20 protein-coding genes and 1 pseudogene are annotated in these 26,404 nt (G+C 64.8%); 2 read left to right on the forward strand and 19 right to left on the reverse strand.

Translation table 11 applies throughout. The features are described 5' to 3' along the window. Positions 1-436: 436 nt before the first annotated feature. From EKH49_RS02670 to EKH49_RS02695, 7 genes are all read right to left on the reverse strand, one after another. On the reverse strand, positions 437-1,111 hold the full coding sequence (locus EKH49_RS02670; protein ID WP_128469602.1) for a GntR family transcriptional regulator: 675 nt from the start codon (positions 1,109-1,111) through the stop codon (positions 437-439). A 52-nt stretch (positions 1,112-1,163) separates the two neighbouring features. Next, positions 1,164-2,900, reverse strand: coding sequence for an acetyl/propionyl/methylcrotonyl-CoA carboxylase subunit alpha (locus tag EKH49_RS02675; RefSeq protein WP_128469603.1), 1,737 nt, complete (start codon positions 2,898-2,900; stop codon positions 1,164-1,166). A 9-nt stretch (positions 2,901-2,909) separates the two neighbouring features. Continuing rightward, entirely contained in the window at positions 2,910-4,511 is a 1,602-nt protein-coding gene (locus EKH49_RS02680) for a carboxyltransferase domain-containing protein (protein ID WP_128469604.1), read from the reverse strand. Continuing rightward, the gene (locus EKH49_RS02685; protein WP_128469605.1) at positions 4,508-5,266 is read right to left on the reverse strand and encodes a LamB/YcsF family protein; all 759 of its coding nucleotides are present in this window, start codon (positions 5,264-5,266) and stop codon (positions 4,508-4,510) included. Before EKH49_RS02685 ends, EKH49_RS02680 begins: the two co-directional genes overlap by 4 nt. A gap of 235 nt (positions 5,267-5,501) precedes the next feature. Next, entirely contained in the window at positions 5,502-5,651 is a 150-nt protein-coding gene (locus EKH49_RS16490) for a hypothetical protein (RefSeq protein ID WP_161567432.1), read from the reverse strand. 163 nt (positions 5,652-5,814) lie between these two features. Beyond that, positions 5,815-7,497, reverse strand: a complete 1,683-nt coding sequence (locus tag EKH49_RS02690; RefSeq protein ID WP_128469606.1) for a formate--tetrahydrofolate ligase — start codon at positions 7,495-7,497, stop codon at positions 5,815-5,817. 1,426 nt (positions 7,498-8,923) lie between these two features. Next, entirely contained in the window at positions 8,924-10,384 is a 1,461-nt protein-coding gene (locus tag EKH49_RS02695) for a DHA2 family efflux MFS transporter permease subunit (protein ID WP_128469607.1), read from the reverse strand. A 147-nt stretch (positions 10,385-10,531) separates the two neighbouring features. On the opposite strand from EKH49_RS02695, the gene EKH49_RS02700 reads away from it, so the two are divergent. Then, complete coding sequence (locus tag EKH49_RS02700; protein WP_128469608.1) at positions 10,532-11,125, forward strand: TetR/AcrR family transcriptional regulator; 594 nt, start codon at positions 10,532-10,534, stop codon at positions 11,123-11,125. 212 nt (positions 11,126-11,337) lie between these two features. Further along, entirely contained in the window at positions 11,338-13,560 is a 2,223-nt protein-coding gene (locus tag EKH49_RS02705; RefSeq protein ID WP_128469609.1) for an NADP-dependent isocitrate dehydrogenase, read from the forward strand. Between the two features lie 233 nt (positions 13,561-13,793). On the opposite strand, the gene EKH49_RS02710 is transcribed toward EKH49_RS02705, so the two are convergent. The 12 genes and pseudogenes from EKH49_RS02710 to EKH49_RS02765 all read right to left on the reverse strand — a co-directional run. Continuing rightward, entirely contained in the window at positions 13,794-15,326 is a 1,533-nt protein-coding gene (locus EKH49_RS02710) for a deoxyguanosinetriphosphate triphosphohydrolase family protein (RefSeq protein WP_128469610.1), read from the reverse strand. A 114-nt stretch (positions 15,327-15,440) separates the two neighbouring features. Beyond that, positions 15,441-16,334: an alpha/beta fold hydrolase gene (locus tag EKH49_RS02715; RefSeq protein WP_236641006.1), complete on the reverse strand. Its 894-nt coding sequence runs from the start codon at positions 16,332-16,334 to the stop codon at positions 15,441-15,443. Further along, complete coding sequence (locus tag EKH49_RS02720; protein ID WP_128469612.1) at positions 16,331-17,107, reverse strand: 3-hydroxybutyrate dehydrogenase; 777 nt, start codon at positions 17,105-17,107, stop codon at positions 16,331-16,333. The genes EKH49_RS02715 and EKH49_RS02720 overlap by 4 nt, the downstream gene beginning before the upstream one ends. Continuing rightward, a complete protein-coding gene (locus EKH49_RS02725; RefSeq protein ID WP_128469613.1) occupies positions 17,104-17,754 on the reverse strand; it encodes a TetR/AcrR family transcriptional regulator in 651 nt (216 codons plus the stop codon). Before EKH49_RS02725 ends, EKH49_RS02720 begins: the two co-directional genes overlap by 4 nt. Beyond that, a complete protein-coding gene (locus tag EKH49_RS02730; RefSeq protein WP_236641007.1) occupies positions 17,751-19,337 on the reverse strand; it encodes a class I adenylate-forming enzyme family protein in 1,587 nt (528 codons plus the stop codon). The genes EKH49_RS02725 and EKH49_RS02730 overlap by 4 nt, the downstream gene beginning before the upstream one ends. Beyond that, positions 19,338-20,555: a branched-chain amino acid ABC transporter permease gene (locus EKH49_RS02735; protein ID WP_236641008.1), complete on the reverse strand. Its 1,218-nt coding sequence runs from the start codon at positions 20,553-20,555 to the stop codon at positions 19,338-19,340. Beyond that, the gene (locus EKH49_RS02740; RefSeq protein WP_128469614.1) at positions 20,552-21,424 is read right to left on the reverse strand and encodes a branched-chain amino acid ABC transporter permease; all 873 of its coding nucleotides are present in this window, start codon (positions 21,422-21,424) and stop codon (positions 20,552-20,554) included. The genes EKH49_RS02735 and EKH49_RS02740 overlap by 4 nt, the downstream gene beginning before the upstream one ends. Then, positions 21,421-22,185 (reverse strand): ABC transporter ATP-binding protein, encoded by a 765-nt coding sequence (locus EKH49_RS02745; RefSeq protein ID WP_128469615.1) that lies wholly within the window; start codon positions 22,183-22,185, stop codon positions 21,421-21,423. The genes EKH49_RS02740 and EKH49_RS02745 overlap by 4 nt, the downstream gene beginning before the upstream one ends. Continuing rightward, positions 22,185-22,949: an ABC transporter ATP-binding protein gene (locus tag EKH49_RS02750; protein WP_128469616.1), complete on the reverse strand. Its 765-nt coding sequence runs from the start codon at positions 22,947-22,949 to the stop codon at positions 22,185-22,187. The genes EKH49_RS02745 and EKH49_RS02750 overlap by 1 nt, the downstream gene beginning before the upstream one ends. 40 nt (positions 22,950-22,989) lie before the next feature. Then, on the reverse strand, positions 22,990-24,138 hold the full coding sequence (locus EKH49_RS02755; RefSeq protein WP_128469897.1) for a substrate-binding domain-containing protein: 1,149 nt from the start codon (positions 24,136-24,138) through the stop codon (positions 22,990-22,992). 339 nt (positions 24,139-24,477) lie between these two features. After that, a complete protein-coding gene (locus EKH49_RS02760; protein WP_161567433.1) occupies positions 24,478-25,401 on the reverse strand; it encodes a 2-hydroxyacid dehydrogenase in 924 nt (307 codons plus the stop codon). A 144-nt stretch (positions 25,402-25,545) separates the two neighbouring features. Next, positions 25,546-25,926 (reverse strand): annotated as a pseudogene (locus EKH49_RS02765) (SDR family NAD(P)-dependent oxidoreductase); the annotation flags it as partial. Positions 25,927-26,404: the final 478 nt, after the last annotated feature.

Raw genomic sequence — 26,404 nt, forward strand, 5'->3', positions numbered from 1 at the left:
GCGAAGTTCCAAAACATGCCTGACCCGGTCTGATCTGTTACCGATGTCCTGAGACACCGAGTGTTACCGATGTCCTGAGACAGAAGTGTCACCGGTGTCTTGAGACATCACATCGTTAAACCATACGTCGGCTATCTATGTGCTTGCTTGGGTTGTGGTTGGCTCAGCGGCAGCAGCTGGAAAGGCATCCAGCTGCTGCTCGCATAGGGAGGCAAGGACACCGAAAATACACCGTGGAACCGCATGGAAGGATGGCTGCAGTGGAGAATACCCGGGAAGATCCCGGAATTCGCGTCTAGGGCCACAGCGGAAGATGTGCGCTGCAGCGTCGACGGATTGAATTCTGGAAACACGCATCCACCTCAGGCCAGCGGGAAAATCCTGAGGCGGATGAGAGGGAAATCGCACGCAGGATGGGGATTGCCCAGCTTGAGAGCTAGTTGGAGCGATCCTCGATGTGCCTGAGCAATTCGGCTTCAGCGGTGTCGAGATAGTCGCGCAAGGTCTGTGCAGCTTCCATGCGCTTTCCAGTGCGCAGCAAGTCCAGCAGCTGCGCATTGCGCTCTACGTAGTGCGAATGGAAATCCGGGGCATCGCTCATGGCATGGAAGACCAGGCGCATGCGGGCAAGCACACGGCCCATCAGCTCCTGGAGCAGGTCGCTTTCAGAGGAAGCGACCAGCTGCTCGTGGAACGCCTGGTTGGCGCTGGCCATCCGCGGCACATCGCCCGCAGCCAGGCCGGCTCGCGCCTCGGCGATGATCTCTTCCAGCCGGTCCAGATCCAGGCCCTCGCCCCAGGCCAGGCAAGCCGGTTCGACGGTGCGGCGCACCGCATAGATTTCCCGTACGTCATCAGCATCAGGCGAGGCCACGAAAACACCCCGGTTGGGGATGCGGGTGATGATCAGCTCGCTATTGAGCAGCGTGAAGCTCTCGCGCAAGGTATTGCGCGAAAGCCCCAGCGATTCAGCCAAGGCCTGCTCGGAAAGCTTGTCCCCGGGCAGCAGCTCGCCTTCGGCGATGCGGCGGCGCAACACGCTTGCCGCCCAGGGTCCACTGTGCGCGTGGGGAGCCTTGGCTTGCTGCGAGATGCTGTTGGTGGCGTTCATGCTTCCAATTTATCCCAACTGGCCTCTGCTGTCGGCCGGCGTGGCCACGACGCTAGCTGATGGTGCCCAAAGTATCGCCGCGGCGCAGGGCCGCCCCGGCGCCCAGATCCGCGGCCTGGAAGATGCCACCGCGGTGCGCGGTGATGGTGGATTCCATCTTCATCGCCTCGACAATGGCTACGCTCTGCCCTTCGGTGACCTCGCTGCCATCTTCCACGGCGAAGCGGACCAGGTTCCCGTCCATGGTGCTGCGCACCGCGGCGGCATCCACTGCTCCGCCATCCTCATCCTGCGAGGCGGCGGTGCCGGCACCCGAGGTGTTGCGCAGGGCATTGGTCAGCGCCGCCGGAAGACCGAGCTGGACAGCCTTGCCATCGAGCTCAATGGTGATGGTCTCGCGGCTGGTGTCGCGCTGGTCCAGATCCATCTCGTCGCTGGCTTCCACCTCGTTGAGGAACTCGTCCTCGATCCATGTGGTGTAGACACCCAGCGAATCGCCGTTGAACGCCTCATGCTCGATCACTGCACGGTGGAAGGGCAGGACCGTGGGGACTCCGGCAATGCTGATTTCCTCCAGGGCCAGGCGGGCCCGGCGGATTGCCTGGTCGCGGTCCGCCCCGCGCACGATCAGCTTGGCGATCATCGAGTCGTAGAACGGGGGAATGACCGAGCCGCTGCGCACGCCCGAGTCCACGCGCACGCCGGCGCCGGTGGGCGCTTCGAAGCGCTCAACGGTGCCTGGTGCCGGCAGGAAGCCGCGGGCCGGGTCCTCGGCGTTGATGCGGAATTCGATGGCATGGCCGGTTGGCTGCGGATCCTCGGTAATGGACAGTGGCAGGCCGTCGGCGATGCGGAACTGCTCGGCCACCAGGTCCACACCTGAGGTCTCCTCGGTAATCGGGTGCTCCACCTGCAAACGGGTGTTGACTTCCAGGAAGGAGACCAGGCCGTCCTGGGCCACCAGGTACTCCACGGTGCCGGCCCCGACATACCCGGCTTCCTTGCAGATCGCCTTGGCGGACTCGTGGATCCGGGCGCGCTGCTCATCGGTCAAGAACGGTGCAGGGGCTTCTTCAACGAGCTTCTGGTGGCGGCGCTGCAGCGAGCAGTCGCGGGTGCCGACCACCACGACATTGCCGTGGGTATCGGCAAGCACCTGCGCCTCGACGTGGCGCGGCTTGGACAGGAAGCGTTCCACGAAGCACTCGCCGCGGCCGAAGGCCACGGTGGCCTCGCGGGTGGCGGATTCGAAGGCATCGGAGATCTCCTCGAGGGCGTGGACAATCTTGATGCCGCGGCCGCCGCCGCCGAAAGCGGCCTTGATGGCCACCGGAACGCCGTGCTCTTCGGCGAAGGCCCGTACCTCGCTGGCATCGGCCACCGGGCCGTCGGTGCCCGGGGCCAGCGGTGCGCCGGCCCGGACGGCGATCTGGCGGGCGGTGACCTTGTTGCCCAGGGCCTCGATGGCTTGCGGCGACGGGCCGATCCAGCTCAACCCTGCATCGATGACTGCCTTGGCGAAGTTCGCGTTCTCCGAGAGGAAACCGTAGCCCGGGTGCACGGCGTCGGCTCCACTGCGCTTCGCGATGTCGATGATCTTCTCGATATCCAGGTAGGTCTCCGCCCCGGTGGAACCGTGCAGCGGGTACGCCTCGTCGGCGCGGCGCACATGCAGCGCGTCGGCATCCGGATCAGAGTAGATGGCTACCGAAGCAATGTTCGCGTCGGCGGCAGCCCGGGCAATGCGGACAGCGATTTCGCCTCGGTTGGCGATGAGTACTTTCTTCATGGCAATTCCTTAGGCGTCAGATGCCGCGTGGCCGGCAGTGGGTTGGAGGATGAATTGGATTTTGCTTCCGGGAGGAAGCTGCGCGGCTGCGCTCAGGTCTTCGGCAATGACGGTGGCGATCACCGGGTAGCCGCCGGTGACCGGGTGGTCTGCGAGAAACAGCACCGGCAGGCCGGAGGGCGGCACCTGCAGGGATCCGCGGGCCACGCCTTCGCTGGCCAGCTCGCCTTCGCGCACGCGCTGCAGCGGCTGCTGCCCGGTGGCCAGGCGGACGCCCACGCGGTTGGATTCGCTGGTGGCCTCCCAGACCTGCGCGGTGAGCTGCTCAAGGCCTGCCGGGCCGAACCAGTCGGCGCGCGGACCGGGGATGACGCGCAGCGTGTACACGCCGCTAGCGTCCGGTACCGGCAGGGTGCTCGGTTCGCTGTTGCCGACAATGTGGCCGATGCGCGGGCGCTGCACCTCAAGCATGCTCCCGGCCTGCAACGGCTCGGGGCCCAGCCCGGAGAGGGTATCGGTGGACAGCGAGCCGAGGACCGGCTCCTGCGCGATGCGCCCGCGCACCGCGAGGTAGCTGCGCAGCCCGCGCCCAGCTGGTTCAACATCCAGGCGCTCGCCGTGCAGCAGGGCGAATGGCGCGTTCATCGCCACCTGGCGCGGGGTGCGCAGCTCATCGTCCTCGGCCGGGGTGATCAGCAGTTCGGCTTCGGCTCCGGCCAGCGCCAGCACCTGGTCCTGCTCGGCTTCGACGCTCAGGCGGCTGCCGAGGTTCTCGATCACTGCCTGGCCTGGCTGGTTTCCGACCAGGCGGTTGGCCTGATGGAAGGCGGCCGGGTCGGCTGCGCCGGCGGCGCCCACACCCAGGTTGCCGTAGCCGATGCGCCCGGCATCCTGCAGCAGCGATTGCAGTCCGGGATCAAGGATCCGCAGGCCTCCGACGCCGGGATCCTGCACGGTGGCGGGCTGGGCGGCCGGTGCCTGGAGGGAAATCCTTTCGGTGGCAGGAATGAACTTCACGGTGTCCTGCGGGCGGATCAGCGCAGGATTCTCGCGGTCCAAGTCCCACATCTGCAGATCGGTATGGCCGATCAGCTGCCATCCGCCGGGGGACTGGCGCGGGTAGACGGCCGAGTAGTCCCCAGCCAGTGCGACGGCACCAGCAGGCACCTTGGTGCGCGGGGTATCCCGGCGCGGGACATTCAGCAGCTGGTTCTCGCCGAGCAGGTAGGCGAAGCCCGGGGCGAACCCGCCGAACACCGCACGCCAGGACTGGCCGGAATGGGCCTTGATGACCCCGTCGATGCCCAGGCCGGTCAGTTCGGCCACGGCGGCCAGATCCTCGCCGTCATAGTGCACCGGAACCTCGACGATCTTGCCAGCTGTGTGCGCAACGCTGCCGATGTCCAGTCCGGGCAGCTGCTGGCTGGCCTGGGCGGCTTCTTCGGAGGTCCCGAATTTCAGGAACAGGGTTTGGGCTGCAGAAAGCAGGTCGCGCTGCCCGGGCAGCGGGTCAGCTTCCAGCGCGGCAGTGAGCGCCAGCACCGAGTCGAGCGAATCGAGGTCGACCAGCAGGTCGTGCGATCCTGCCCGGTGGATGGCGCGGATGCTCACGCGAAGCTCCGGATCTGCACTCCGGCGTGTTCCAAGCCGGCGCGCACGGCGCTGGCCATGGCCACGGCGCCGGCGGTGTCGCCGTGCAGGCAGATGCTTTCGGCAGGCATCTTGATGGTGCTGCCGTCCACGGCGACAATGGTGCCTTCGGTGGCCAGGCGGACCATGTTCTCGGTGACCTGTGCCGGGTCGTGGAGCACGGCGTTGGCTTCGCGGCGGGAGACCAGGGTGCCTTCCGGGGTGTAGTTGCGGTCGGCGAAGGCTTCGGCGACGCCGCGCAGGCCGGCGGCTTCGGCCTTCTGCAGGGCTACGGAGCCGGGAAGCAGCAGCACCGGCAGGTCGGTGCCGAAGGCCTTGATGGCATCGATGACAGCCTGGGCGTGGACCTCGTGGTGCACGATGGTGTTGTACAGGGCGCCGTGCGGCTTGACGTACTTGATCTCGCTGCCGGCGCTGCGGGCCAGTGCCTGCAGGGCGCCGAGCTGGTAGAGCACGTCATCGGCCAGCTCGGTGGCGGAGCAATCCAGGAAGCGGCGGCCAAAGCCTGCCAGGTCGCGGTAGCCGACGTGGGCGCCGATGGTGACCTGGGCTGCCACGGCATCGCGGCAGGTCTGGGCGATGGTGCTCGGATCTCCGGCGTGGGAGCCGCAGGCGACGTTGGCGGAGGAAACGGAGGTGAAGATGGCGGCATCGTCGCCCATCTTCCAGTTGCCGAAGGACTCTCCGACGTCCGAATTCAAGTCTATGTATGGCATTGTGATCCCCGTCTCGTGAAAACCTGTTGGTAAAAGAATGCCTCAATTTCCGTAATTGTTCAACAATCCTGACGTCGAGTTTGGAGGACAGCAATACGAAGGACCGGAGGAATTGCCCCGAATTGCGTGCTGAACAGGAGAATTGCGCAAGGAATGAGAAAACCCGGGGGCGGGGATTCCTTATGGAATCCCCGCCCCCGGGCCGGTCTCGTGCTGGACTGTGCGCCGCTTAGCTTTAGTCCTCTTCTTCGCCGTCGGCACCTTCATGGCCGAACGGGATGGGCGCGCTCTGCGCGTCGTCCGGATCAGGGACAGCAGTATTCTCGCCCTCTGGATCCGGGGTCTGGCGTGGTCCTGTGGTTTCGTCGTGGTTTGCGGTTCCCATGGTTGCTTCCCTTCTTCCGTGCCTTGTCTTGATGCCAGCTGGAGGGTGCTGGTCCACACAGCCTAGCCGGGGAGCTGCGTGGAGTCTGGCACGCTCAGCGAACTATCATGTTCGCCCGCAGTGGAACGGTGCCCGCGGGCAGTATCCGCGGCGAGTCGGCCCGCTATGACAATCCGATAGCGTTGCCCTGCTCATCGACGTCCATGTGCACGGCGGCCGGAACCTTCGGCAGGCCCGGCATCGTGGTCAGCGACCCGGTAATGGCCACGATGAAACCGGCACCGATCTTCGGAATCAGCTCGCGGACCTGAACGGTGAAGCCGCTGGCGGCGCCGAGCAGCTGTGGGTCATCGGAGAAGGAATATTGCGTCTTGGCGATGCAGACCGGCAGGTGGGACCACCCATTCTCATTGACCTGCTGGAGCATCCGCCGGGCCTTGGCTGAGTACTCGACGCCTTCGCCCCCGTAGATTTCGCGCACCAGAGCCAGGATCTTGTCCTCGACCGGTTGCTCCAGCTCGTACAGCGGGGCGAAATTTCCTGGTTCCTCGATGGCGCGCAGCACCTCGGAGGCCAGCTCGGTGGCCCCGGCCCCGCCGTGGCCCCAGACATCGGCGATTGCGCAGGCGATGCCCTGCTGCGCTGCCCAGCTGATGACCGCTTCCAGCTCGGCATCGGTATCCGTGGTGAAGCGGTTGATGCCGATGACCGGCTTGATGCCGAACTTGGAGATGATCGACGCGTGGCGTTCAAGGTTCGGCAGCCCGGCGCGCACGGCCTCGACGTTTTCGGTCCCCAGCTCTTCCTTGGGTACCGCTCCATGCATTTTCAGTGCGCGGACGGTGGCGACAATGACCACCGTGTCCGGCGGGCACCCGGCGTAGCGGGCCTTGATGTCCATGAATTTCTCGGCGCCCAGATCGGTGCCGAAGCCTGCCTCGGTCACCACCACATCGGCCAGTGCGCGGGCGGTGTTGGTGGCGATGGCCGAGTTGCAGCCGTGCGCGATGTTGGCAAAGGGCCCGCCGTGGATGAGTGCGGGAGTGCCGCCGATGCTCTGCACGAGGTTGGGCTTGATGGCTTCCTTGAGCAGCAGCGCCATGGCACCTGCCGCCCCCAGGTCATCGGCGGTGACCGGGGTTTTGGCGTAGGTGTATCCGACGGTGATCCTGCCCAGCCGGGCACGCAGGTCCGCGAGCCCGGTGGCCAGGCAGAAGACGGCCATGATTTCGGATGCGGCGGTAATTTCAAAGCCTGTTTCACGGGGAACACCGTTGGCGGTACCGCCCAGGCCGATCACCACGTGGCGCAGTGCCCGGTCGTTCATGTCCAGCACCCGTTTGAAGGTAATGGATCGCGGGTCGATGCCCAGCGCGTTGCCCTGCTGCAGGTGGTTGTCGAGCATTGCCATGAGCAGGTTGTTCGCGCTGGTGATGGCGTGGAAATCCCCGGTGAAATGCAGATTGATCTCGTCCATGGGCAGCACCTGGGACTGGCCGCCGCCGGTGGCTCCGCCCTTCATGCCGAAGCTCGGGCCGACCGAGGGCTCGCGCAAGGCGATCATGGTCTTGGTCCCGGTGGCCGCCAGCGCATCGGCCAGGCCCACCACCATGGTGGATTTGCCTTCCCCTGCCGGTGTCGGGGACATGCCGCTGACGAGGACCACTTTTCCGCGCCGGGTTCCACTGGGCAGCAGCGCCGGATCGATCTTGGCCTTGTATTTGCCATAGGGCTCCAGCGCAGCGTCCGGGATTCCGGCGGCTTCGGCGATCCGGGAGATCGGTGCGAGCACTGCCCGCGAGGCAATCGCGAGATCGCTCATGTCGGTGTCCTGCACTGCTGCCATGCTGCGTCCCCTATCTGGCGGCCCGGCGATCCGGGGATGAGGAAGACCAAGGTTGCTGGACTTCCCTGATTGGCCTTCAAGCTATCACCTTGCAGGCGAGGGGAGAAGACTGCGCCGGGCAGAACGTGTCGGCATAACGTGGATCGGCACTTCACCGGGAACCGGCCGGGGCATCAACAATACGATCCTGAAACCAAGGCATGAGCAGTCGCCAATGTCTGTCCCCGTCATTTCAAGAACCTGCGTGCGAACCTTTGGCCTTTGGATGCATCTGGACGACACAGCGTTGCCGTCGAAAGTGTAATAGAACCGCATTGTCCTATTTTCATTAACACAAGTCAGGCCTTCGAGCTGTGGAGTTATATACGAGCCCAAATTTGGAAGAACCGCAATCGCAAACGGCCCCATCAGCGCCCCTATCGAGGCCAGAATCAGAGCGCTGCCCCGTTGATAATAGATCGCTGATCTGCTGGCGACATGTCAATGTAGAAGGCAGTCGAGTCTTGCCCTGCACTGAGGGCAGGGTTGGCAACGTCAATAGCTGCCTTGGCATCTTGAACGATGGTTAGGGTCGACCCTTCCGAAAACTCGTAGTCCTTCTCAATCGTGGACGAAGTCTCGCTGACCACGGCAGGTTTTTCGTCTGCAAGACATAGTCCAAGACTGTTTTAACTTCTTCGCTCCGTTTCCCTGAAACGAAGGACGAGGACTCATCTGACGTCTCGCGTGCAATCGGGTTGGCAAAAGCCGTTCCAGCAGAGCTGGCCGCCAAGGCCGTCGTGACAAGTAAGGCAGTAGCCGCTTTAGCTAAACGATTCATTGTGCGCCCTTCAAGAGATTGAATGTTTCTTCTTGCGTTGCCGATCAAGCAATAAGCCGCCTCCGCAGAGCACCAGGAAAGCGACTGCGGTTGTGAGAGCAGCGAGGAGAGCGGGATTCTCTGAAGAATCCCATAGGTACGGACTGCCAAAAGCAATCGCGAGAGAGAGTACGAATCCGATTCCTAGGAACATCGGTAGCCTTCCAGTCGATTTTTGAGTTTCCCCAGAAGGCATCTCTACATGGGTGTAGATGTGCAACTTCATGGTCAAACTCACTTGGCAACGGTAACAAGTCCAATTCCTGCGGTAAATCATTCGTTAGTAGGAGGGTTCGTCTTGAGGGCCGGCAGCACTCGCCCGGTAGTTGCCCCCAATGACTGGTTCTCTCAGGCTGTATTGAACTGCCGGCTGGAGCATGGGTGGAGTATTCCGGGCATGGCGGGAATCGGTCATGGGACAAGAAAAGCCCGAGCGGTGGAATTCCGAAAGGAATTCCTCCGCTCGGGCTGAATACTGCAATAATCTTGGGCGCCAGTCGTCCCGGAAGTCAGCACCCAGGCGAATCCAAGCCGTTAGGGTATGGCCAGTAGCGCCGAATCGGTGTGTCAGTGATTAGCGTGCGGCTTCTCGCCCTTGATCGTGAACGAGAAAGCGATGCCAATCGTTGCCAGTACCGCGGCGACAATGAATGAGATGTGCGCGCCGGAGAACAGGGCCTCGGCCAGCTCGGAACCGGCATCCAGCTCGACCTTGGAGAGCAGCGACATCACGGTCACGAAGATGGTGGTGCCGATGGCACCGCCCAGCTGCTGCGCGGTATTGAAGATCGCCGAACCGTGGCCGAACAGGCGCGGATCCACCGAAGCCATGGCCGAGGACATCAGCCCGGTCATCAGCAGGCCCAGGCCGATGGAGAACACCACGTGGCAGGCTGCGAACATCCACAGGGAGGACTGTGTCGTCACCGAGACGTACATCCACTGCCCGGCAGCCAGGATGATGGCGCCGGGGATCAGTACCGGGCGCGCTCCATGCTTGTCGTAGATCCGCCCGAAGATCGGCGAGGCGATGGCCTGGGCCAGCCCGCCGGGAAGCAGCATGATGCCGATCTGCAGCGAGTCGATGCCCTTGCCGGATTCCAGCAGGATCGGCACGATCATCAGCGAGCCGAGCAGGGTGCCGAAGGCGATCATGATCATCGCGATCGCGAAGCTGAAGGTGCGCGAGGTGAACGGGGCCAGGTTCAGCAGTTCGCGGCCGCTTGGGGCCAGCTTGACCTGGCGGATGATGAACAGGGCCAGTGCGACCAGGCCGATTCCGAAGCTGGCGATCATCATTGTGGCGTTATCCGCAGCCTGCTCAATGCTGGAAATGCCGTAGACCAGGAACCCGAAGGCCAGGGCCGAGAGCAGGACCGAAGCGGAATCCACCTTGAGCTTGCGAGCGGTGGAAGGGAGCTTGAAGAAGATGGCGCCCAGTACCAGGACCGCCACGGCGATCGGCAGCATCAGGACGAAGATGTAGTGCCAGCCCAGGGCATGCACGATGGCGCCCGAAACGGTCGGCCCGATCGCCGGGGCCACGCCGATGACGATCGAGTTCAGCCCCATGACGGTGCCGCGCAGGCGCACCGGCACGAGCGTCAAGGTGGTTGTCATCAGCAACGGCAGGATGATGGCCGTACCCACGGCCTGGATGATGCGTCCCAGCAGCAGGAAGCCGAAGTTCGGGGCTACGACCGCGATGGCGGTGCCGACGATGAAGCTGATGATTGCGAAGAAGAACAGCGAGCGGTGCGCGAAGCGCTGCAGCAGGAAGCCGGTGGTCGGGATGACTACTGACAGGGTCAGCAGGAACCCGGTGGTGAGCCACTGGCCGGTGGATGCCGAAATGGCCATGTCCTGCATGATGCCCGGCAGTGCCACGGTGAGCACGGTTTCGTTCAGGATCATCATGAATGCGGCCAAAGCCAATGAGGCGATGATGCCGGTCAAGGCCTTGCTGCTGAGCTGCCCAGCGGGCCCGGCTCCTGGCTTTGCGCTGGTTGCAGCGGGTTTTGTCGTCATGAATTCTTCTTCCTCTGGGGTGCCAACCGCTAAATTCTGTCACACTCTGCCACTTTTTCGTAAGCGAATCTGGCAGACTGTGACAGGAAACAAATTCGGCTTTTGCGGCCTGCGCGGCGCAGGCGGCCTGGAGCATTGGAGAGCACCATGGGGATTCGCGAGGAGCGCAAAGCGGCAACCCTCAAGGCAATTCAGGCAGCGGCCTTGGACCTGGTGGAATCCCAGGGGCTGGACTCGGTGACGGTGGGGCAGATTGCCGCCCGTGCGGGCATCTCGGAGCGGACGTTCTTCCGTTACTGCGATTCCAGGGAAGCAGCCATCGTGCCCGCCCAGCATGAGCTGATCGAGGCCGTGACCGGATGCGAGATTGCCCCCGGCTCCACGAGCGCGCAGATTTTCCGCGTGCTGGCTGCCGAGTGCCGCAAGCTCCTGGCGGCCGAGATCCGCGCCAGCGAATACCGCCGCATTTCCCGGCTGATTGTCATCGAGCCGAAGCTGCTGCTGTCCATTACCCGGCAGGAGGAGGCGTTCTCGGCGGCCACCGCGCAGGAGCTGCAGCGCCGCGGGCTGCTGCCGGCCATGCCCGCCTTGATCATCGGCGAAACCCTGGCTGCGCTGTGGCGGGTGGCCTGGCAGTGCTTCGGCCAGGCGGAGCGGGCCGGGGAGCCTGCGGATCCGGTTGAGCTCTTCGATGCGGCAATGATGAATCTGGCGCAGCTGGCCGGGCCCGCGTCCGAATAGCGAAGACCAATCTTGAGTTATCGCCGATTAACTTAAATGTGACGAACTGCTTGCGGGCAGTCCAGCCCGGGATTTCGGCGAAAATTGGGGATTGCCGCGCGCATTTCTGCTGGCCTGAAAGTGTGGTGCTGGGCAAAATCAGGTAGATTTGGAACGTTGAGTTCAGGGCGGTAACACCGCTTCCGCACGACGTTCAGGGAGACGCCACACCTATGGCAAAGATTATTTACACCCACACCGACGAAGCGCCAATGCTGGCGACCCACTCGTTCCTGCCAATCGTGGAGGCCTTCGCGTCGACCGCCGGGGTGGAACTTGAGACCCGCGACATCTCGCTGGCCGGTCGCATCATCGCTACCTTCCCGGACTATGTCACCGAGGAACAGCGCATCGGTGACGCACTGGCGGAACTTGGCGACCTGGCCAAGACCCCGGAAGCGAACATCATCAAGCTGCCGAACATCTCGGCTTCGATCCCGCAGCTGAAGGCCGCCATCGCCGAGCTGCAGGCTGCCGGCTACGCACTGCCTGACTACCCGGACAACCCGTCCTCGGATGAGGAAACCGACATCCGCGCACGCTACGACAAGATCAAGGGTTCGGCAGTGAACCCGGTGCTGCGCGAAGGCAACTCGGACCGCCGCGCCCCGCTGAGCGTGAAGAACTACGCCCGCAAGTACCCGCACTCCATGGGCGAGTGGGCAGCCGACTCGAAGACCAACGTGGCCACCATGGGTGCCGACGACTTCGCTTCCAACGAGAAGTCCGTGGTCATCGACGCGGACAAGAAGATCTCGATCCGCTTCGTCGGCGAAGACGGCGAAGTCAAGGTCCTGAAGAAGCCATTCGACGTGCTCAAGGACGAAGTCATCGACGGCACCGTCATGCACGCCGCAGCGCTGTCCGAGTTCCTGAAGAACTCCGTGGCCCGCGCCAAGGAAGAGGGCATCCTCTTCTCGGCGCACCTGAAGGCCACCATGATGAAGGTCTCCGACCCGATCATCTTCGGCCATGTAGTCAAGGCCTACTTCTCCGAGTTGTTCGAGACCTACGGCAAGGAACTGGCAGCGGCCGGCCTGAACCCGAACAACGGCCTGGCAGCTATCCTGAACGGCCTGGACGAGCTGTCCGACGAGGTCCGCGCCGGCGTCGAGAAGCTGATCGCCAAGGGCCTGGAAGAAGGCCCGGCAGTTGCCATGGTCGATTCCGACAAGGGCATCACCAACCTGCACGTCCCATCGGATGTCATCGTTGACGCTTCCATGCCTGCCATGATCCGCCTGGGCGGCAAGATGTGGGATGCCAAGGGCAACACCGCAGACACCCTGGCCGTGCTGCCTGACTCCTCCTACTCCGGCGTCTATCAGACCGTGATCGAGGACTGCCGCGCCAACGGCGCCTACGACCCGACCACCATGGGCACCGTGCCGAACGTCGGCCTGATGGCGCAGAAGGCCGAGGAATACGGCTCGCACGACAAGACCTTCGAACTGTCAGCCAACGGCCACGTGCAGATCGTCGACGAGAACGACACCGTGCTCATCGAGCACCAGGTCTTCGCCGGCGACATCTGGCGCGCCTGCCAGACCAAGGACGTTGCCATCCGCGACTGGGTGAAGCTGGCAGTGAACCGCGCCCGCGCCTCGCAGACCCCGGCAGTGTTCTGGCTGGACGAGAACCGCGCCCACGACGCAGTGCTGATTGGCAAGGTCAACGAGTACCTGAAGGAACACGACACCGATGGCCTTACCATCGAGATCCTGTCCCCAGTCGAGGCCACCAAGTACTCGATCGAGCGCATCCGCAAGGGCGAGGACACCATCTCGGTCACCGGCAACGTGCTGCGCGACTACCTGACCGACCTGTTCCCGATCCTGGAACTGGGCACCAGCGCCAAGATGCTGTCCATCGTTCCGCTGCTGGCTGGCGGCGGCCTGTTCGAGACCGGTGCCGGCGGCTCCGCTCCAAAGCACGTGCAGCAGCTGGTGAACGAGAACCACCTGCGCTGGGATTCGCTGGGCGAGTTCATGGCACTGGGCGCTTCCTTCGAGCACCTGGCAGTGACCACCAACAACGCCCGCGCCCAGGTGCTGGCAGACACCCTGGATGCAGCTACCGGCACCTTCCTGCTGGAAGACAAGTCGCCTAAGCGCAAGGTGGGCGAGCTGGATAACCGCGGCAGCCACTTCTACCTGGCCAAGTTCTGGGCAGAAGAGCTGGCCAAGCAGGACAAGGATGCGCAGCTGGCTTCCGCGTTCGCCGAGGTTGCCAAGGTGCTGGACGAGAACGAGCAGACCATCGTGGCCGAGCTCGCCGAGGTCCAGGGGCAGGCTGTGGACATCGCTGGCTACTACCGTCCGGACGAGGCCAAGACCTCCGCTGTGATGCGCCCAAGCGCAACCCTGAACAAGGCTCTGGAACTGCTGACCAAGTAGTCCTCCCGAGTTGAACAGGCAGGTGCCGTCCCATTGGGGCGGCACCTGCCTGTTTTAACGTTCTGCGGGCGACGCTCGGTCCCGCAGCCGGACGTTCGCCACTGCGCGAGGGTCAGCCGCCTTCGCATTTGGGCTGGAAGGACCCGGCCGTTATGCCTCTGGGCAATTGTTGCCCGATTTAGTTGCGTCGACCCGTCATCGGATGCGGTATTGACGAGCTGAAAAGGTACAAACTACAGCCCGCGGCCGGCCTCCCACAGGTTATCCGCGGTGCCGGTCAGCAACGCATTGAGCGAGACCGCCTGCGCATCGGTGAAGGAAGCGATGTAGTCAACGATGGCCCGGGACTGGCCCAGGCGCTGCACCTCGTCCGGCCCGGCCTGGCGGAACAGCTCGGGGGACAGCTCGCGCAGGTGCCGGTATTCCTCGGTGGCCGCTTCCACCGAATCGAGCAGCCGGCGCGGGGCGCGTCCGGCATCATCGGGATCATTGAGCCAGGTGTGGAACCCTTCGGCCAGCGAACGGATGATCCGCGTCTGCCCGCGCTGGTACACCGCCAAGTCCGGGCGTTCTAGCACGAAGCGCGCATGGACGAATTTCAGCACGATCACGTCATGCCAGGCCTCATCGCCCAACCGGACATGCCCGCTGCGCACGGTGGGGGTCTGCTCGACGGTCACCGAGGTCTGGAGCCGCTCGATCCACCGTCGGGTGAACGCGGTGACTGCGCGATCTGCTTCCAGTCCGCCGTCATAGGGCACTGCCAGCAGCCCGTCGACCAGGTCATGGCCCACCCGTTCGACGGAGTCGCGGAATGCCTGCGCATCCGCGATCCATGGATCCTTGGCCAGTGCCCTGCGCCACGTTTCCTCCAAGGCGTGGCCCGGGCGGCGGGCATCGAGTTCTGCCTGCTTCAGCTGACCCAGTTCCCGGGACTGCTCCAGCCAGGCGCGCAATTCCGCCGAAACGCTGGTGTACTGCAATACCCCGGCACGGTAGAAGTCATCGAGATCATGCACGGCATAGGCAATGTCATCGGCTATATCCATCACCGAGCTCTCCAAGGTCTGCTGGTGCCGGCCGATATTGGGGAACACCGAGAGCACATCGGCCATCTCATGGGCATCGACATCATAGGCCGAATACTTCAAAGCGCCGGCCGCCGGGTCAGTCCCCACGCCGCGCGGCAGCATCTCGGGAGCCAACGGGGCCAGGGCACGCCATTCGTTGCGGGTCCAAGGGTATTTCAGCACGGCGGCGCGCACCGCGCGGGTGAGGTTCATGCCGCGGGCGGTGGCATCGCAGCTGTCCAGCGCGGTGAGGATACGGAAGGTCTGGGCGTTGCCCTCGAAGCCGTCGGGCAGATTCAGCAATCCCCGGGCCACGCGGTCCAGCTCCAGCTCGCCGAGGTGGCCGAAGGGCGGGTGCCCCAGGTCGTGGGCCGCCGCGGCGGCCTGCACGACCACCGGATCGCAGCCACCCAAATGGTCGATGAGTCTTCTAGTTGATTCATCGGCGTTACGCAGCCGGATGGCGATGGAGCGGGCCACCGCCGAGACCTTCAGTGAATGGGTCAGCCGGTTGTGCACCAGGGTGCCGGATCCTGCCTGCGGGATCACCTGGGTGACCGAGGACAGCCGGGAGAAATAGGGGGAGAAGCGGATGCGCTCGATATCGATGCGGAATTCGTCCTCGCCATTCAGGCTCGGTTCGGCAATGGCGCGTTCCCGCCCGCCGCTGAGGTGTGTCTTGGCCCTGTAATCCATGGTGTAGACCAGCTTAGTACTGCAGCCCGGCTGCCGGCCGCCCGCGCCACGCGAACTGTGCCAGCGGGATCCGCCCGGCAGGATTCACCTGCCGGGCGGGATAGCCAGTTGGAGCTAGGTGCGCACCGCGCAGAGCATGGCCCGCAGGTGACCGGCCACGATCTGGTCTCCGGGGGAGTCCATCACGATCGTGTAGTGGTTCGTGCCGGGCACTTCCTCGATGGCCAGCTCCGGCAACCGCTGTCCCCATTCTTTGACATACTCCGCCTCGTAGAGTCCGGGCTCCGCCCCGAGCAGCCCCTTCGGCGAGCGCAGGAACACGGCAGGATGGTGCAGCTGCTGGAGCGCTGCCAGCAGGGAGGCGCCGCGGTGCAGTTCCGCGGTATCTTGCGCGACGGCCTCATAGCTGGTGGCCGGGCGCAGGTGCGGTGCGGTGCCGTGCAGGTCGTATTCGAGGTATTCGTCCACCAGCTCGTTCCAGTTCGAGGCGAACGCCGGGTGCGGGGCCCAGAATTCCTTGTAGGCCTCGACGGATTCGAACTCCATAGCCAGGCGTTCGGCGGCGGGGCCGAGGACCGCCTGCACGATCTGGTCATCATCCAGTCCCGGCGGCACCTGCAGGGGCAGGCCGCCATCGACCAGCAGCAGCGAGGAGACCAGGTCGCGGTAGTTATCGGCGAAGACCAGGGAAGCGAAGGCGCCCATGGAGTGCCCTGCCACTGCGACCGGGCCGCCGGCCAGCTGCCGCACCACGGCGGCCAGATCCACGGCATGCGCCGGCATGCCGTAGGGACCGGGCAGCTGGTTGCTGCGCCCGCGCCCGCGCAGGTCCGGAGCGATCAGCCGCACCCCGGGCAGGGCTTGGGCCACCCGGCCCCAGGCCTTGTGGGAGGCGGTGACGCCATGGACCAGCAGCACCGTCGGGGCGCTGGTGTCCTCCGGGCCCCACAGGCCTACCTGGAGCTGCCCGCCGGTGACCGGGACTGTGGTGGTTCGATAAGTCTTCATCGGGCACTCCATCCGCCGTCGATAGTGTAGGAAGCGCCGGTAACCATGCCGGCTTGCTCGGCGCACAGCCACCCGGCCAGCGAGGCGACTTCCTCCGGTTCAGCCAGGCGCTTGATGGCCGCCTCGGTGAGCATGATCTTCTGCACCACCTCGGCCTCGTCGATGCCGTGCACCTTGGCCTGGTCGGCGATCTGCTTTTCCACCAGTGCGGTGCGCACATAGCCGGGGTTGATGCAGTTGGAGGTCACCCCGTGCTCGGCGCCTTCCAGGGCGGTGGCCTTGGAGAGCCCTTCCAGCCCGTGCTTGGCCGCCACGTAGGCGCTCTTGAAAGCGCTGGCGCGCAGCCCGTGCACGCTTGAGATGTTGATGATCCGGCCGAAGCCGCGCTCATACATGCCGGGCAGTGCGGCGCGAATCAGCAGGAAGGGCGCTTCGAGCATCAGCCGGTGGATCAGCCGCCAATCTTCCGGTGCGTATTCGTGGATTGGCGCCACACGCTGCACCCCGGCGTTGTTGACCAGGATGTCGGTGTCCAGGCTGAGCTCTTCCAAGGCCGCGGTATCGGACAGATCCACGGCCCAGGCGATGCCGCCGACCTTCTCGGCGGCCGCCTGCGCTGCCTGCCCGTCCAGGTCGGCCACGGTGACCGTGGCTCCCAGGCGGGACAGCTCGATGGCGCAGGCCAGGCCGATGCCCGAGGCGCCGCCGGTGACCAGTGCCCGCCGTCCGGACAAGTCTGCGGCGCTGCCGGGTGTGTTTGCGCTGTTGGTCATCGCTGTGTTCCTTCCGCTGGCAGCTGGCCGTTGGGGGCCAGTGCACGATTGATGAAGTCCATCATTTCCTCGAAGACCTGCTCGGGGACATCCGGGTGCGTGCCGTCTGCTCCGGCTTGTTCCCAGAGCACCCAGCGCATGCCGATCAGCTCGCCGATGCCCATCAGCGCCCAGGCGGCGACCTCCGGGTCCATGTCCCTGACCTGTCCGGCGGCCTGGGATGCCTGCAGCCCTTGGATGTAGCCGTCCACAATGCGCGAATAGTGCAGGCGCAGGGCGCCGGGGGACACGAACTCGGCCTGCCGGATGATCCGGTAAAGCGCCGGGTGGGTGGCGGTGAAGCCGAAGAAGGCCCGGAACCCTGCCCGCTCGGCGGCCAGCCGGTCGGTTTCCTGGCTGGCCGCGGCGCTCATGGCGTTGCGCACCCGGCGGTTCAAGTCCTCGACCAGGTCATCGAAGATCTGCTGCTTGCTGTCGAAATACAGGTAGAACGTTCCCGAGCCGACGCCGGCGGCTTCGGTGATCTTCACAATCGATGCCTCGTGGTAGCCCAAGGTGGCGAAAACCTGCTCGGCCGCGGCGATCAGCTTGGCGCGGGTGCGGGTGCCCCGTTCGGTGCGTGGCGCGGTGCGCGGTGCGGTGCTCATGGTGTCCTTCTGTTCTGTGATTCGTGCTCGGGCAGCCGGGGCAGGCGGCCGCGCAGCCTGGAGCGCGAGACCTTCTCGATCCCGGTGTGCGGCAGCTGGTTCACGAAGGTGAACCGGGCCGGCACCTTGAATTTGGCCAATGAACCAGCGCAGTGCTCGGCCAGTTCCTGGGCATCGGCGTGGGTGCCGGGGCGCAGCACGATGAATGCGGCGCCCACCTCGCCCCAGGTGCTGTCGGGGATGCCCAGCACGGCGGCTTCGGCCACGGCAGGGTGGCTGGCCAGCACCTGTTCCACTTCTGCGGGCGCCACGTTCTCGCCACCGGAGATATACACGTCCTTGATCCGGTCGATGACCTTGATGTAGCCCTGCTCGTCGCGCTGCACCAGGTCCCCGGTGCGCAGCCAGCCGCCGGACAGCACCGCCGCGGTGGCCTGCGGGTCGCGGAAGTAGCCGGAGAAGACGCTCGGTCCGGCCACCTGCAGTTCCCCGGTGCCGGCCCCGGACAGGATGGCTCCGGTGGCCGGGTCCACCACGCGGATTTCGACGTGCGGGTAGGGGCGTCCGGCGTAGCCGCTCTTGGCCACGGCATCTTCTGCGCTCAGGCAGAGCACGTTGGGTCCGGCTTCGGTCAGCCCGTAGCCCTGCACCAGCTTCACCCCGCGGGCGTGCCAGGTGCGCAGCAGGCTGGGCGGCATAGGTGCTCCGCCCACCACGGCCACGCGCAGCGTGTCCAGGTCGGTGGAGGCGAAGGCCGAATGGCTGGCCAGCGCCAGGTAGTGCGTGGGCACGCCCATCATGGTGGTGACCTTGCGGTGCGCCAGCAGCTGCAGCACCCGCCCGGCATCGAAGGTGCGCTCCAGGACCACGGTGGCCCCGGTCCACCAGGCCAGCAGCGGCTGGATGTTCCAGCCTCCGCTGTGGTACAGCGGCAGCACCGCCAGCACGGTGTCCTGGCTGGTCAGGTCCAGGGTGCGGGACAGGGCGAGGTTGTTCCAGAAGCAGTTGGCGTGGCTCAGCTGCACTGCCTTGGCTTTTCCCTCGGTACCCGAGGTGAACAGCATCAGCAGCGGGTCCTCGTCCTGCGGCGCGCGGACCATGGCAGTCGACGCATCAAGGGCAAGTCCGGTGGCGGCCGGGACCTCCAGCTCCAGGCCGCCGTGGCCCATGCGGACCACTGGGATCTCCGCGGCCAGCAGGGCGCGGGCCGAGTCGGCCAGGGCCATGAACTCGTCTTCCACGATCCACAGCAGCGGATCGGCGGTGACCAGCTGGTCTGCCAGCTCGGCCGGGGTCAGCCGCCAGGACAGCGGAGCCAGCACCAGCCCGGCCTTGGCGCAGGCAAAGAACGCGATCACCTGTTCGGCGCTGTTGCCGGACAGGGTGGCCAGCCGGCTCCCCGGGGCGTAGCCGGCGGCGCGCAGGGCGGCGGCCAGGGCCTCGGCCCGCTCATCGAGTTCGCGGTAGGTGACCAGCACCCCGCGGTCATCGATGGCGATGCGTTCCGGGCTGGTTCTCGCCCGGTCGGTGGTCCAGCGGCCCAGGGTGTGCAGCCCCGCTGGGGGCATGGCTGCGGTATCCATCTAGGCCTGCTTCTTCGAGAAGCGGCCGCGCAGCCGGTGGATTGCCCCGACCAGGCCGCCGGGCATGAACAGCACCACCAGGATGAACAGCGTGCCGAGGATGAACAGCGGCTCGGAGAGCGGCACATGCAGCACCGGTGGCAGGGCATCCAGCGCCGGGGATTGCGAGAGCGTGGTCAGCCGCTGGTCCAGGAGCGTGTAGATCACCCCGCCGAGCACCGCGCCCCACTTGGAGCCGACCCCGCCGAGCACCACCATCACCAGCAGCGTGATGGTGAAGTCCGCGGAGACCTGGCGCGGAACCGTGCCGGATTGCAGCAGCAGGAACACCATGCCCACCAGGGCGGCGAGGGTTCCGCCGACCACGAACACCAGCAGCTTGGCCCGGTAGGGCTGCAGGCCGAGGACCCGCACGCGCAGCTCGTTCTCGCGCACCGCGGCAGCCACATGCCCGGCGCGTCCTGCCTGCACCCAGCTGACCAGCGCGAACACCACGATGAGCGTCAGCAGCGCCAGCCAGTACAGGTTGCGGGTATTGGATACGCCCACCAGGAAGCCAGGCACGCCGGCGGTATTCAGGCTCAGGCCTTCCTCGCCGCCGGTGGCCCCTCCCGGGTTGCGTCGCACCAGCACGCTGCCTGCCTGGGCGAAGGCCAGGGTGACCATGGCAAAGGGGATGCCGGTGACGCGCAGCGCCACCATGCCGGTCAGTGCGGAGAGCAGCAGCGCGGCCACCAGGGCCAGGCCCATGGAGGGCAGCAGCGGCAGGCCGAAGGTGTTCAGGATGATGGCCAGCCCGTAGCTGCCTGCCCCGAAGTACAGGGCATGGCCGAAGGACAGCAGTCCCGCCACCCCGATGAGCAGGTGGTAGCTCAGCGCGGCGGCCGCCATCAGCAGGCACAGGGAAAGCAGCTGCAGGGCTCCGGGCTGGTACGTAGGGGTGGGCAGCAGGCCGGGAACACTGATGTTCAGCAGCGGCAGCAGCGCCAGGATGATGATCCCGCCGATGCCCGCAGCCCAGACACCGATCCGGCCGCCGGCCGTGCGTGGGCCTGGGTCAGCTACCCGCACGCGGCGTGCCAGCTTGGTGGCAGTGCCTGCCTGGCTGGCCTGGCCGGTCTGGGGTTCAGCGCCCGGTTCGAGCGGCGCAGAGCCGGTCCCGGGGTCCGCAGGACGCGTGTCCATGGCTTCCGAGGTGTTCGTTGGTTGCGTGTTCATGCCATCTTCCCCATCAATCCGGTCGGTTTGCTCAGCAGGACGACTGCCAGCAGCACGATGACCACGAAATCGCCCACGCCCCAGTAGAAGTTCGCCAGCTGCTGCAGCACGCCCACCACCACGGAGGCAATGGCCGCGCCGGCCAGCGAGCCCAGCCCGCCGATCACCGTGACGATGAATGCGAAGATCAGCAGCGAGCCGCCCAGTGCGGGGGAGACGTAGCCGAAGTAGTGGCTGGCCAGCACCCCGCCCAGGCCGGCGGCAGCGCCGCCGAGCGTGAACACCAGGGTGAAGGCCTTGCGCACGTCGATGCCCAGGGCCGTAACCATGGAGCGGTTCTCCACTCCGGCCCGGATGATCATGCCGTAGCGGGTCTTCTTCAAGAACAGCACGATGCCTGCGAGCACCAGCAGCGCAATGATGATCGTCACGAAGCGGTCATTGGGGATCTGCGCCCCGAGGATCCCGGTGGTGCCCGAAAGCCAGGCCGGTCCCGCCGGGTACTGGGGGTCGGTGCCCCATACGCCCTCGAAGATGGCCACCGCGGCCAGCGAGAGCCCCACGGTGACCAGCACCTGCTCGATGTGCCGGTTGTACAGGGGCCGGATCAGCACCACCTCGGTCAGGGCCGCGAAGACCCCGCCCACAATCGCGCCAATCAGCAAGGAGAGCAGGAACATCAGCCAAGACCCCTCGCCGAAGCGGCGGGAGAATTCCCAGGCGACAAACGCGCCCAGGGTCAGGAACGCGCCGTGGGCGAAGTTCAGCACGCCCATCAGCCCGTAGATCAGCGACAGGCCGGAGGCCACCAGGAAGTACAGGGCACCGAGCCCCACACCGGTGATCAGCAAGAGAACCAGGGTACTCATCGTGCACCTCCTGCGGGCATCTGATGCCCGGAATTGTTGGCCGCAGGTTCGGACTGCACGCCCAGATAGCGCTGGGTCAGTGTCTGATCATCAAGGAATTCGCGGGCCGAGTCGGCGCGGTGCACCACCTGGCCGGCGGAGAGCACCAGCGCCCCGTCGGCCAGTTGCCGCACCACCGGCAGGTTCTGCTCCACCAGCAGGATCGGCACGGTCTTCGCCGCTTCGGCCAGCGCCTCGGCCACCTCCTGCACGATCTTCGGGGCCAGGCCCTTGGTGGGCTCGTCCACCAGCAGCAGCTTGTTCTCGTTGAGCAGCGCCCGGGCCAGCGACACCATCTGCTGCTGCCCGCCGGACAGCGAGCCGGCAGCCTGGTTGGCCCGCTTCACCAGATCAGGGAAGAGCTGTTCCACCAGGGCGCGGCGCGGACTGTCGTCGCGTTCGGCCAGACGCAGGTTCTCTGCCACGCTCAGCGCGGAGAAGACCTCGCGGTCCTCGGGCACATAGCCCACGCCGCGGCGGATGATCTTGTGCGTGGGCAGCTTCTCAATGCGCTCGCCGTCCAGCTCGATGGTGCCCGCGGTGCGGGTGATCAATCCGATTAGTGCCTTCAGCGTGCTGGTCTTGCCCACGCCGTTGCGGCCCAGCACCGCGGTGATCCCGGTGGCAGGAACCTGGAAGCTGACCGATTCCACCACCTGGGAGCCGTCAATGGCTGCCTGCAGGCCTTCCACGCTGAGGATCGGGCGAATGTTGTTCTCCATCACGCGGCCCCCTGTCCCAGATAAGCGCTTTGCACGGTTTCATTGGCGATGATCGCCTCGGGGGAGTCGATGGCCAGCAGGGTGCCGTTGTGCATGACCGCCACCCGGTCGGCCAGGCCGAGCACCACATCCATGTGGTGCTCGACCATCATCAGGGTGCGCCCGGACTCGCGGTGCATCCGCCGGATGATTTCCACCAGAGAAGGCACATCTCCCATGCCCACCCCGGCCATCGGCTCATCGAGCAGGATCACCGTGGGGTCTGCGGCCAGCAGCATGGCGATTTCCACCTTGCGCTTGTCCCCATGGGAGAGGTCTGCGGTGCGCACTTTGGCCCGGTGGGAAAGCCCCACCTGTTCCAGGCACTCGGCGGCAATGGTGCTCGCCTCGTCATGGCGCCGCGGGAAGGCCAGCACGGAGAGCGATCCGCCGAGTTTCGCCTGGGCGGCGAGCCTGACGTTTTCCATGACATCCAGCCCGTTGAACAGGGAGGAGGTCTGGAAGGTGCGGCCCAGCCCGGCGGCGGCCCGCCGGTGGACGGGCAGCTTGTCCAAGGTGCGTCCGGCCATGGCGATAGTTCCGCCGGTGGCCTTGAGCACCCCGGAGATGAGGTTGAACAGCGTGGTCTTGCCGGCCCCGTTCGGGCCGATCACGCCGATCATCTCCCCGGGCTGCACCGTGAAGCTCACATCCTCGAGGATCCTTGCTCCGCCGATCTGCAGGCCCACGCCGGACAGTTCCAGGGCTGGTGCCGTTGAACTCATGCCGTGGCCTCCTTTCCAAAGATTGGGATGGACAGCGGGTTTACTTGCTGGCTTCTGGCGGAGCCACCTGCTCGCCGTCAATGGTCTCGACCAGTTCCGGAATCCACTTGTCCCCGTCCTTGGAGAGCGAGACCTGGTACATGTTCTGGATCAGCGCGTGGTCCGAGGCGCGCACCGTGGTGGTGCCCTTCGGTCCTTCGAAGCTCCAGCCCTCCAGCGCGCCGACCATGGAGTCCACGTCAGCACCTCCCTCTTCCACGGCGTGCGCGATCATCTGCCCGGCGACAAATCCGTCAGGGGAGAACAGGTCCGCTTCCTTGCCTGCTTCTTCGATGGAGTCGATCATGGCCTTTTCCGCGTCGGTGCCGGCAGCTCCGGGGAAGTAGTGGTTCAGGAAGCTGATCTTCTCTCCGGCATCGCCGAAGGCGCCGTAGGTGGCAATATCGCCCAGGCCCGTGACAATTGGTGCGACGTCGAAGGCGCCCTGCTGGTCCAGAGCCTGCCACATGGAACCGGAAGTGGTGCCGGCCCAGGCCGCGAAGACCAGGTCCGGGTCGCCATCAACCAGCTGGCGTGCGAATGGGGTGAATTCGGTGACGTCTTCTGGCACCAGGATGGATTCGACCTTCGCTCCCTGGGCTCCGAGCAGTGCGTCCACGGCGGCAAGGTTGCCCTGGCCGAAGGCGTTGTCCTGGGCGAAGACGGTGACCTTCTTGCCGTCCAGATCATCCACAAACGTGCCGGCGGTGGCGACGTCCTGCATGGACTGGCGGCCGGAGCGGAAGGTGTACTTGTTGGCGCCGGTGATCGAGTCGGTGGCGGCCGGGCCGGAAATGTAGAGCACCTTGTTCTGCTCGGCCTGCTCCACCAGCTTCAGCGCGATGCCCGAGGAAGCGGTGCCGGCCAAGATCTTGTAGTCCTTGCCGATCAGTTCCTTGGCGACGGTGACAGCCTTGTCCGGATCGCCGCCGTCATCATGGTAGGTGATGTTCAGTTCGGTGTCCCCGACCTTGCCGGTGCCTTCGGTGGCGTAGTCCAGGCCCGCCTGCAGCCCTTCGTAGTAGGCCTCGCCGTAGGCCGCCAGCGGCCCGGTCTTCGAGTAGACAATGCCGATATTGACGCTGCTCGCGGCGTCGCCGTCGCCGGCGGCTGCCGGATCGGAGGTGGGTGCGCAGGCGGTGAGTGCCATGCCTGTCGAGAGCACCAGGGCCAATGCAACCTTGCTGGTTCGCTTCACGTGACGTGCCTTTCCTCATGGGGCGCGTCCTGGAAGGTGGTGGCCCCGAATGTGCTGAGTGTGATTCCCCAAACCTGAAAGGTGATTCAGGTTACATTTTCAGCGTAGGAGGGGCCTCTCTGGACTGTCAACGGCAAAGCTGCACAGGAAGGTGTTTTAGGCTGTGCATTCTTGCACAGCCGTCGTGCTGCGGGGCACGTCGGGTGGATTCAACGGTGGGAAGGAGTAGGTATTTAGCGCGTTTGGCATGGGCTCCGGCATGATCGGCAGTATCGGCGTCCGGATGATGCGCTAGGGCAGCACCTGCAGCTCAGCGATGGAATCACCGGCGGCCAGAGCCTGGACTTGCTCCACGGCCAACTGGGACACCAAATCCAGGAACATATGGGTGTCGCCTGCCATGTGCGGGGTGATGATGCAGTACGGAGCATTCCACAGCGGATGTTCTGCCGGCAACGGCTCGGGATCGGCGACATCCAAAGCCGCGTGCAACCTGCCTGTCTGCAGCTCGGCCAGCAAGGCTTCGGTGTCGACGATGGGACCGCGTCCCACATTGACCAACAGTGAGCCGTTCTTCATTGCAGCGAGGAATTGAGTGTCAATGAGCTGCTCGGTTTCCTTGGTGTGTGGCAGGGCAATTATCACCACATCAGCAAGGGGGAGAAAGGCCCAGAGCCGATCGAGGGAATGGATCTTGTAGCCCTGTTCATGAACTCGTTCGGTGCGGGCAATAACAGTGATCTCGGCAGGCTTGAAGGGCAGCAGCCGCGAACGGATTTCACTGCCTACTCCACCGGCGCCGAGGAGTACTACCTTTGATCCGTGCAGCGAGCTGGTCCAGGTCCGGGTCCACTTCTTTTCACGCTGCTGCTTTCCGACCTGCGGCAGCTGGCGCAGGGATGCCAGAATCAGGGCGAGGCAGTGTTCGGCGGTGGCATCTTCCACGGCACCCTTGGAATTGGTTAACGAAACTTTTTCAGGAAGATGCTCCAGTACCCACTCGTAGCCGAGGGACAGCAGGTGGACATGCCTCAGTCCCTTGATACGCGAGACTCGTGAGCGCAGTTCCGGATTGCTCGGACGTTCGGTGACCAGCACGTCAGCCGGCGGGGCATCCTCGGGGTCATCATTGATGTGCCAGAGGATCGGTTCGATGCCGGGCAGCTGCAGTTGCTCTGCAAGATGCTGCCAGGGAACCAGGACGCGAAGTGCCACGATGCTTTCCAATCTCTTGCCTGCAGCCATTGTTTCCCGCGTACTGGCTGCTGGCAAAACATTGTGTCAACGCTGACGCTGTTTCCCGAATCATGCCCCGGGCTCCGCTCGTTGCGGAGCCAGGGTGTGCGGGAGTCTGTTGGCTTAGTAGAGCTTGTTGGCCCCGCCATCTGCCATGAGAGTCTGGCCGGTGACGTACTTGGCGTCATCCGAGAGCAGGAAGGCGACAACCGGTGCGACATCGGATTCCGGATCGCCGAAGCGGCCCAGAGGAACCTTGGTCAGCGACTGCTCGTATAGTTCTGGGAAGGCCTGGCTCCAGGCCTTGACCCCGTCGGTCAGCGCCATAGGGGAGACCACGTTGACGCGGATGTTGTTGGCCGCCCATTCATTGGCGGTCACGCGGGACAGGCCGCGGATGGCTTCCTTGGCCGAAGCGTAGGCGGCCTGGGTCGGCTGGCCAACCATGGCCGAGCCGGAACCGAAGTTAACAATCGAGCCGCCGTTGTCCTTCAGCACCGCCGCCGCAGTGGCGGCAGACCAGCAATTGCGCGGTCAGCTACAGCTGGAGGCCGCGCATCGCGTACCGCGCACCTGGGTGCCGGGTACTGCGAGGCCAGAGTAGTCGCGAACGATCGATTGCAGTGACGATAGAAAAGCTGAATTGGTCGTTCCAAGCTACGTCAACATTTACCGAGGAACTGTCTCGCTCTGAAACTAACCAGGAACGACAAGTACCGGAAGCAGAACAGAAACAGCTGATGCATGTTCCTTCCGGTCCGGACTTCCCCTGATCACCGTTCGTGACTGACTCATTATGGTCGAATCAGCTCCTAGGTGAGCTCAGCTTGGCATGACATTGACATGCTCCGAATGGTGCTTAGTAGCGGCGCTGGCATGGTTCGACTTCTCACAGAAGCCTATTCACCGCAAAGTTCATCCTTTAGACGACGGTGCAGAATAATCTGTCGAAGTTGAGTCTCGGGGCTTTGGAATCGGTTCT

The sequence above is a fragment of the Glutamicibacter sp. HZAU genome (genome assembly GCF_004100365.1).
GTDB lineage: Bacteria > Actinomycetota > Actinomycetes > Actinomycetales > Micrococcaceae > Glutamicibacter > Glutamicibacter nicotianae.

Excerpts from the sequence above, each read along its gene's own strand:
- EKH49_RS02670 (WP_128469602.1), bottom strand. The coding sequence starts at position 1,111 with ATGAACGCCACCAACAGCATCTCGCAGCAAGCCAAGGCTCCCCACGCG.
- EKH49_RS02675 (WP_128469603.1), bottom strand. The coding sequence starts at position 2,900 with ATGAAGAAAGTACTCATCGCCAACCGAGGCGAAATCGCTGTCCGCATT.
- EKH49_RS02685 (WP_128469605.1), bottom strand. The coding sequence starts at position 5,266 with ATGCCATACATAGACTTGAATTCGGACGTCGGAGAGTCCTTCGGCAAC.
- EKH49_RS16490 (WP_161567432.1), bottom strand. The coding sequence starts at position 5,651 with ATGGGAACCGCAAACCACGACGAAACCACAGGACCACGCCAGACCCCG.
- EKH49_RS02690 (WP_128469606.1), bottom strand. The coding sequence starts at position 7,497 with ATGGCAGCAGTGCAGGACACCGACATGAGCGATCTCGCGATTGCCTCG.
- EKH49_RS02695 (WP_128469607.1), bottom strand. The coding sequence starts at position 10,384 with ATGACGACAAAACCCGCTGCAACCAGCGCAAAGCCAGGAGCCGGGCCC.
- EKH49_RS02700 (WP_128469608.1), top strand. The coding sequence starts at position 10,532 with ATGGGGATTCGCGAGGAGCGCAAAGCGGCAACCCTCAAGGCAATTCAG.
- EKH49_RS02705 (WP_128469609.1), top strand. The coding sequence starts at position 11,338 with ATGGCAAAGATTATTTACACCCACACCGACGAAGCGCCAATGCTGGCG.
- EKH49_RS02710 (WP_128469610.1), bottom strand. The coding sequence starts at position 15,326 with ATGGATTACAGGGCCAAGACACACCTCAGCGGCGGGCGGGAACGCGCC.
- EKH49_RS02715 (WP_236641006.1), bottom strand. The coding sequence starts at position 16,334 with ATGAAGACTTATCGAACCACCACAGTCCCGGTCACCGGCGGGCAGCTC.
- EKH49_RS02720 (WP_128469612.1), bottom strand. The coding sequence starts at position 17,107 with ATGACCAACAGCGCAAACACACCCGGCAGCGCCGCAGACTTGTCCGGA.
- EKH49_RS02725 (WP_128469613.1), bottom strand. The coding sequence starts at position 17,754 with ATGAGCACCGCACCGCGCACCGCGCCACGCACCGAACGGGGCACCCGC.
- EKH49_RS02730 (WP_236641007.1), bottom strand. The coding sequence starts at position 19,337 with ATGGATACCGCAGCCATGCCCCCAGCGGGGCTGCACACCCTGGGCCGC.
- EKH49_RS02735 (WP_236641008.1), bottom strand. The coding sequence starts at position 20,555 with ATGAACACGCAACCAACGAACACCTCGGAAGCCATGGACACGCGTCCT.
- EKH49_RS02740 (WP_128469614.1), bottom strand. The coding sequence starts at position 21,424 with ATGAGTACCCTGGTTCTCTTGCTGATCACCGGTGTGGGGCTCGGTGCC.
- EKH49_RS02745 (WP_128469615.1), bottom strand. The coding sequence starts at position 22,185 with ATGGAGAACAACATTCGCCCGATCCTCAGCGTGGAAGGCCTGCAGGCA.
- EKH49_RS02750 (WP_128469616.1), bottom strand. The coding sequence starts at position 22,949 with ATGAGTTCAACGGCACCAGCCCTGGAACTGTCCGGCGTGGGCCTGCAG.
- EKH49_RS02755 (WP_128469897.1), bottom strand. The coding sequence starts at position 24,138 with ATGGCACTCACCGCCTGCGCACCCACCTCCGATCCGGCAGCCGCCGGC.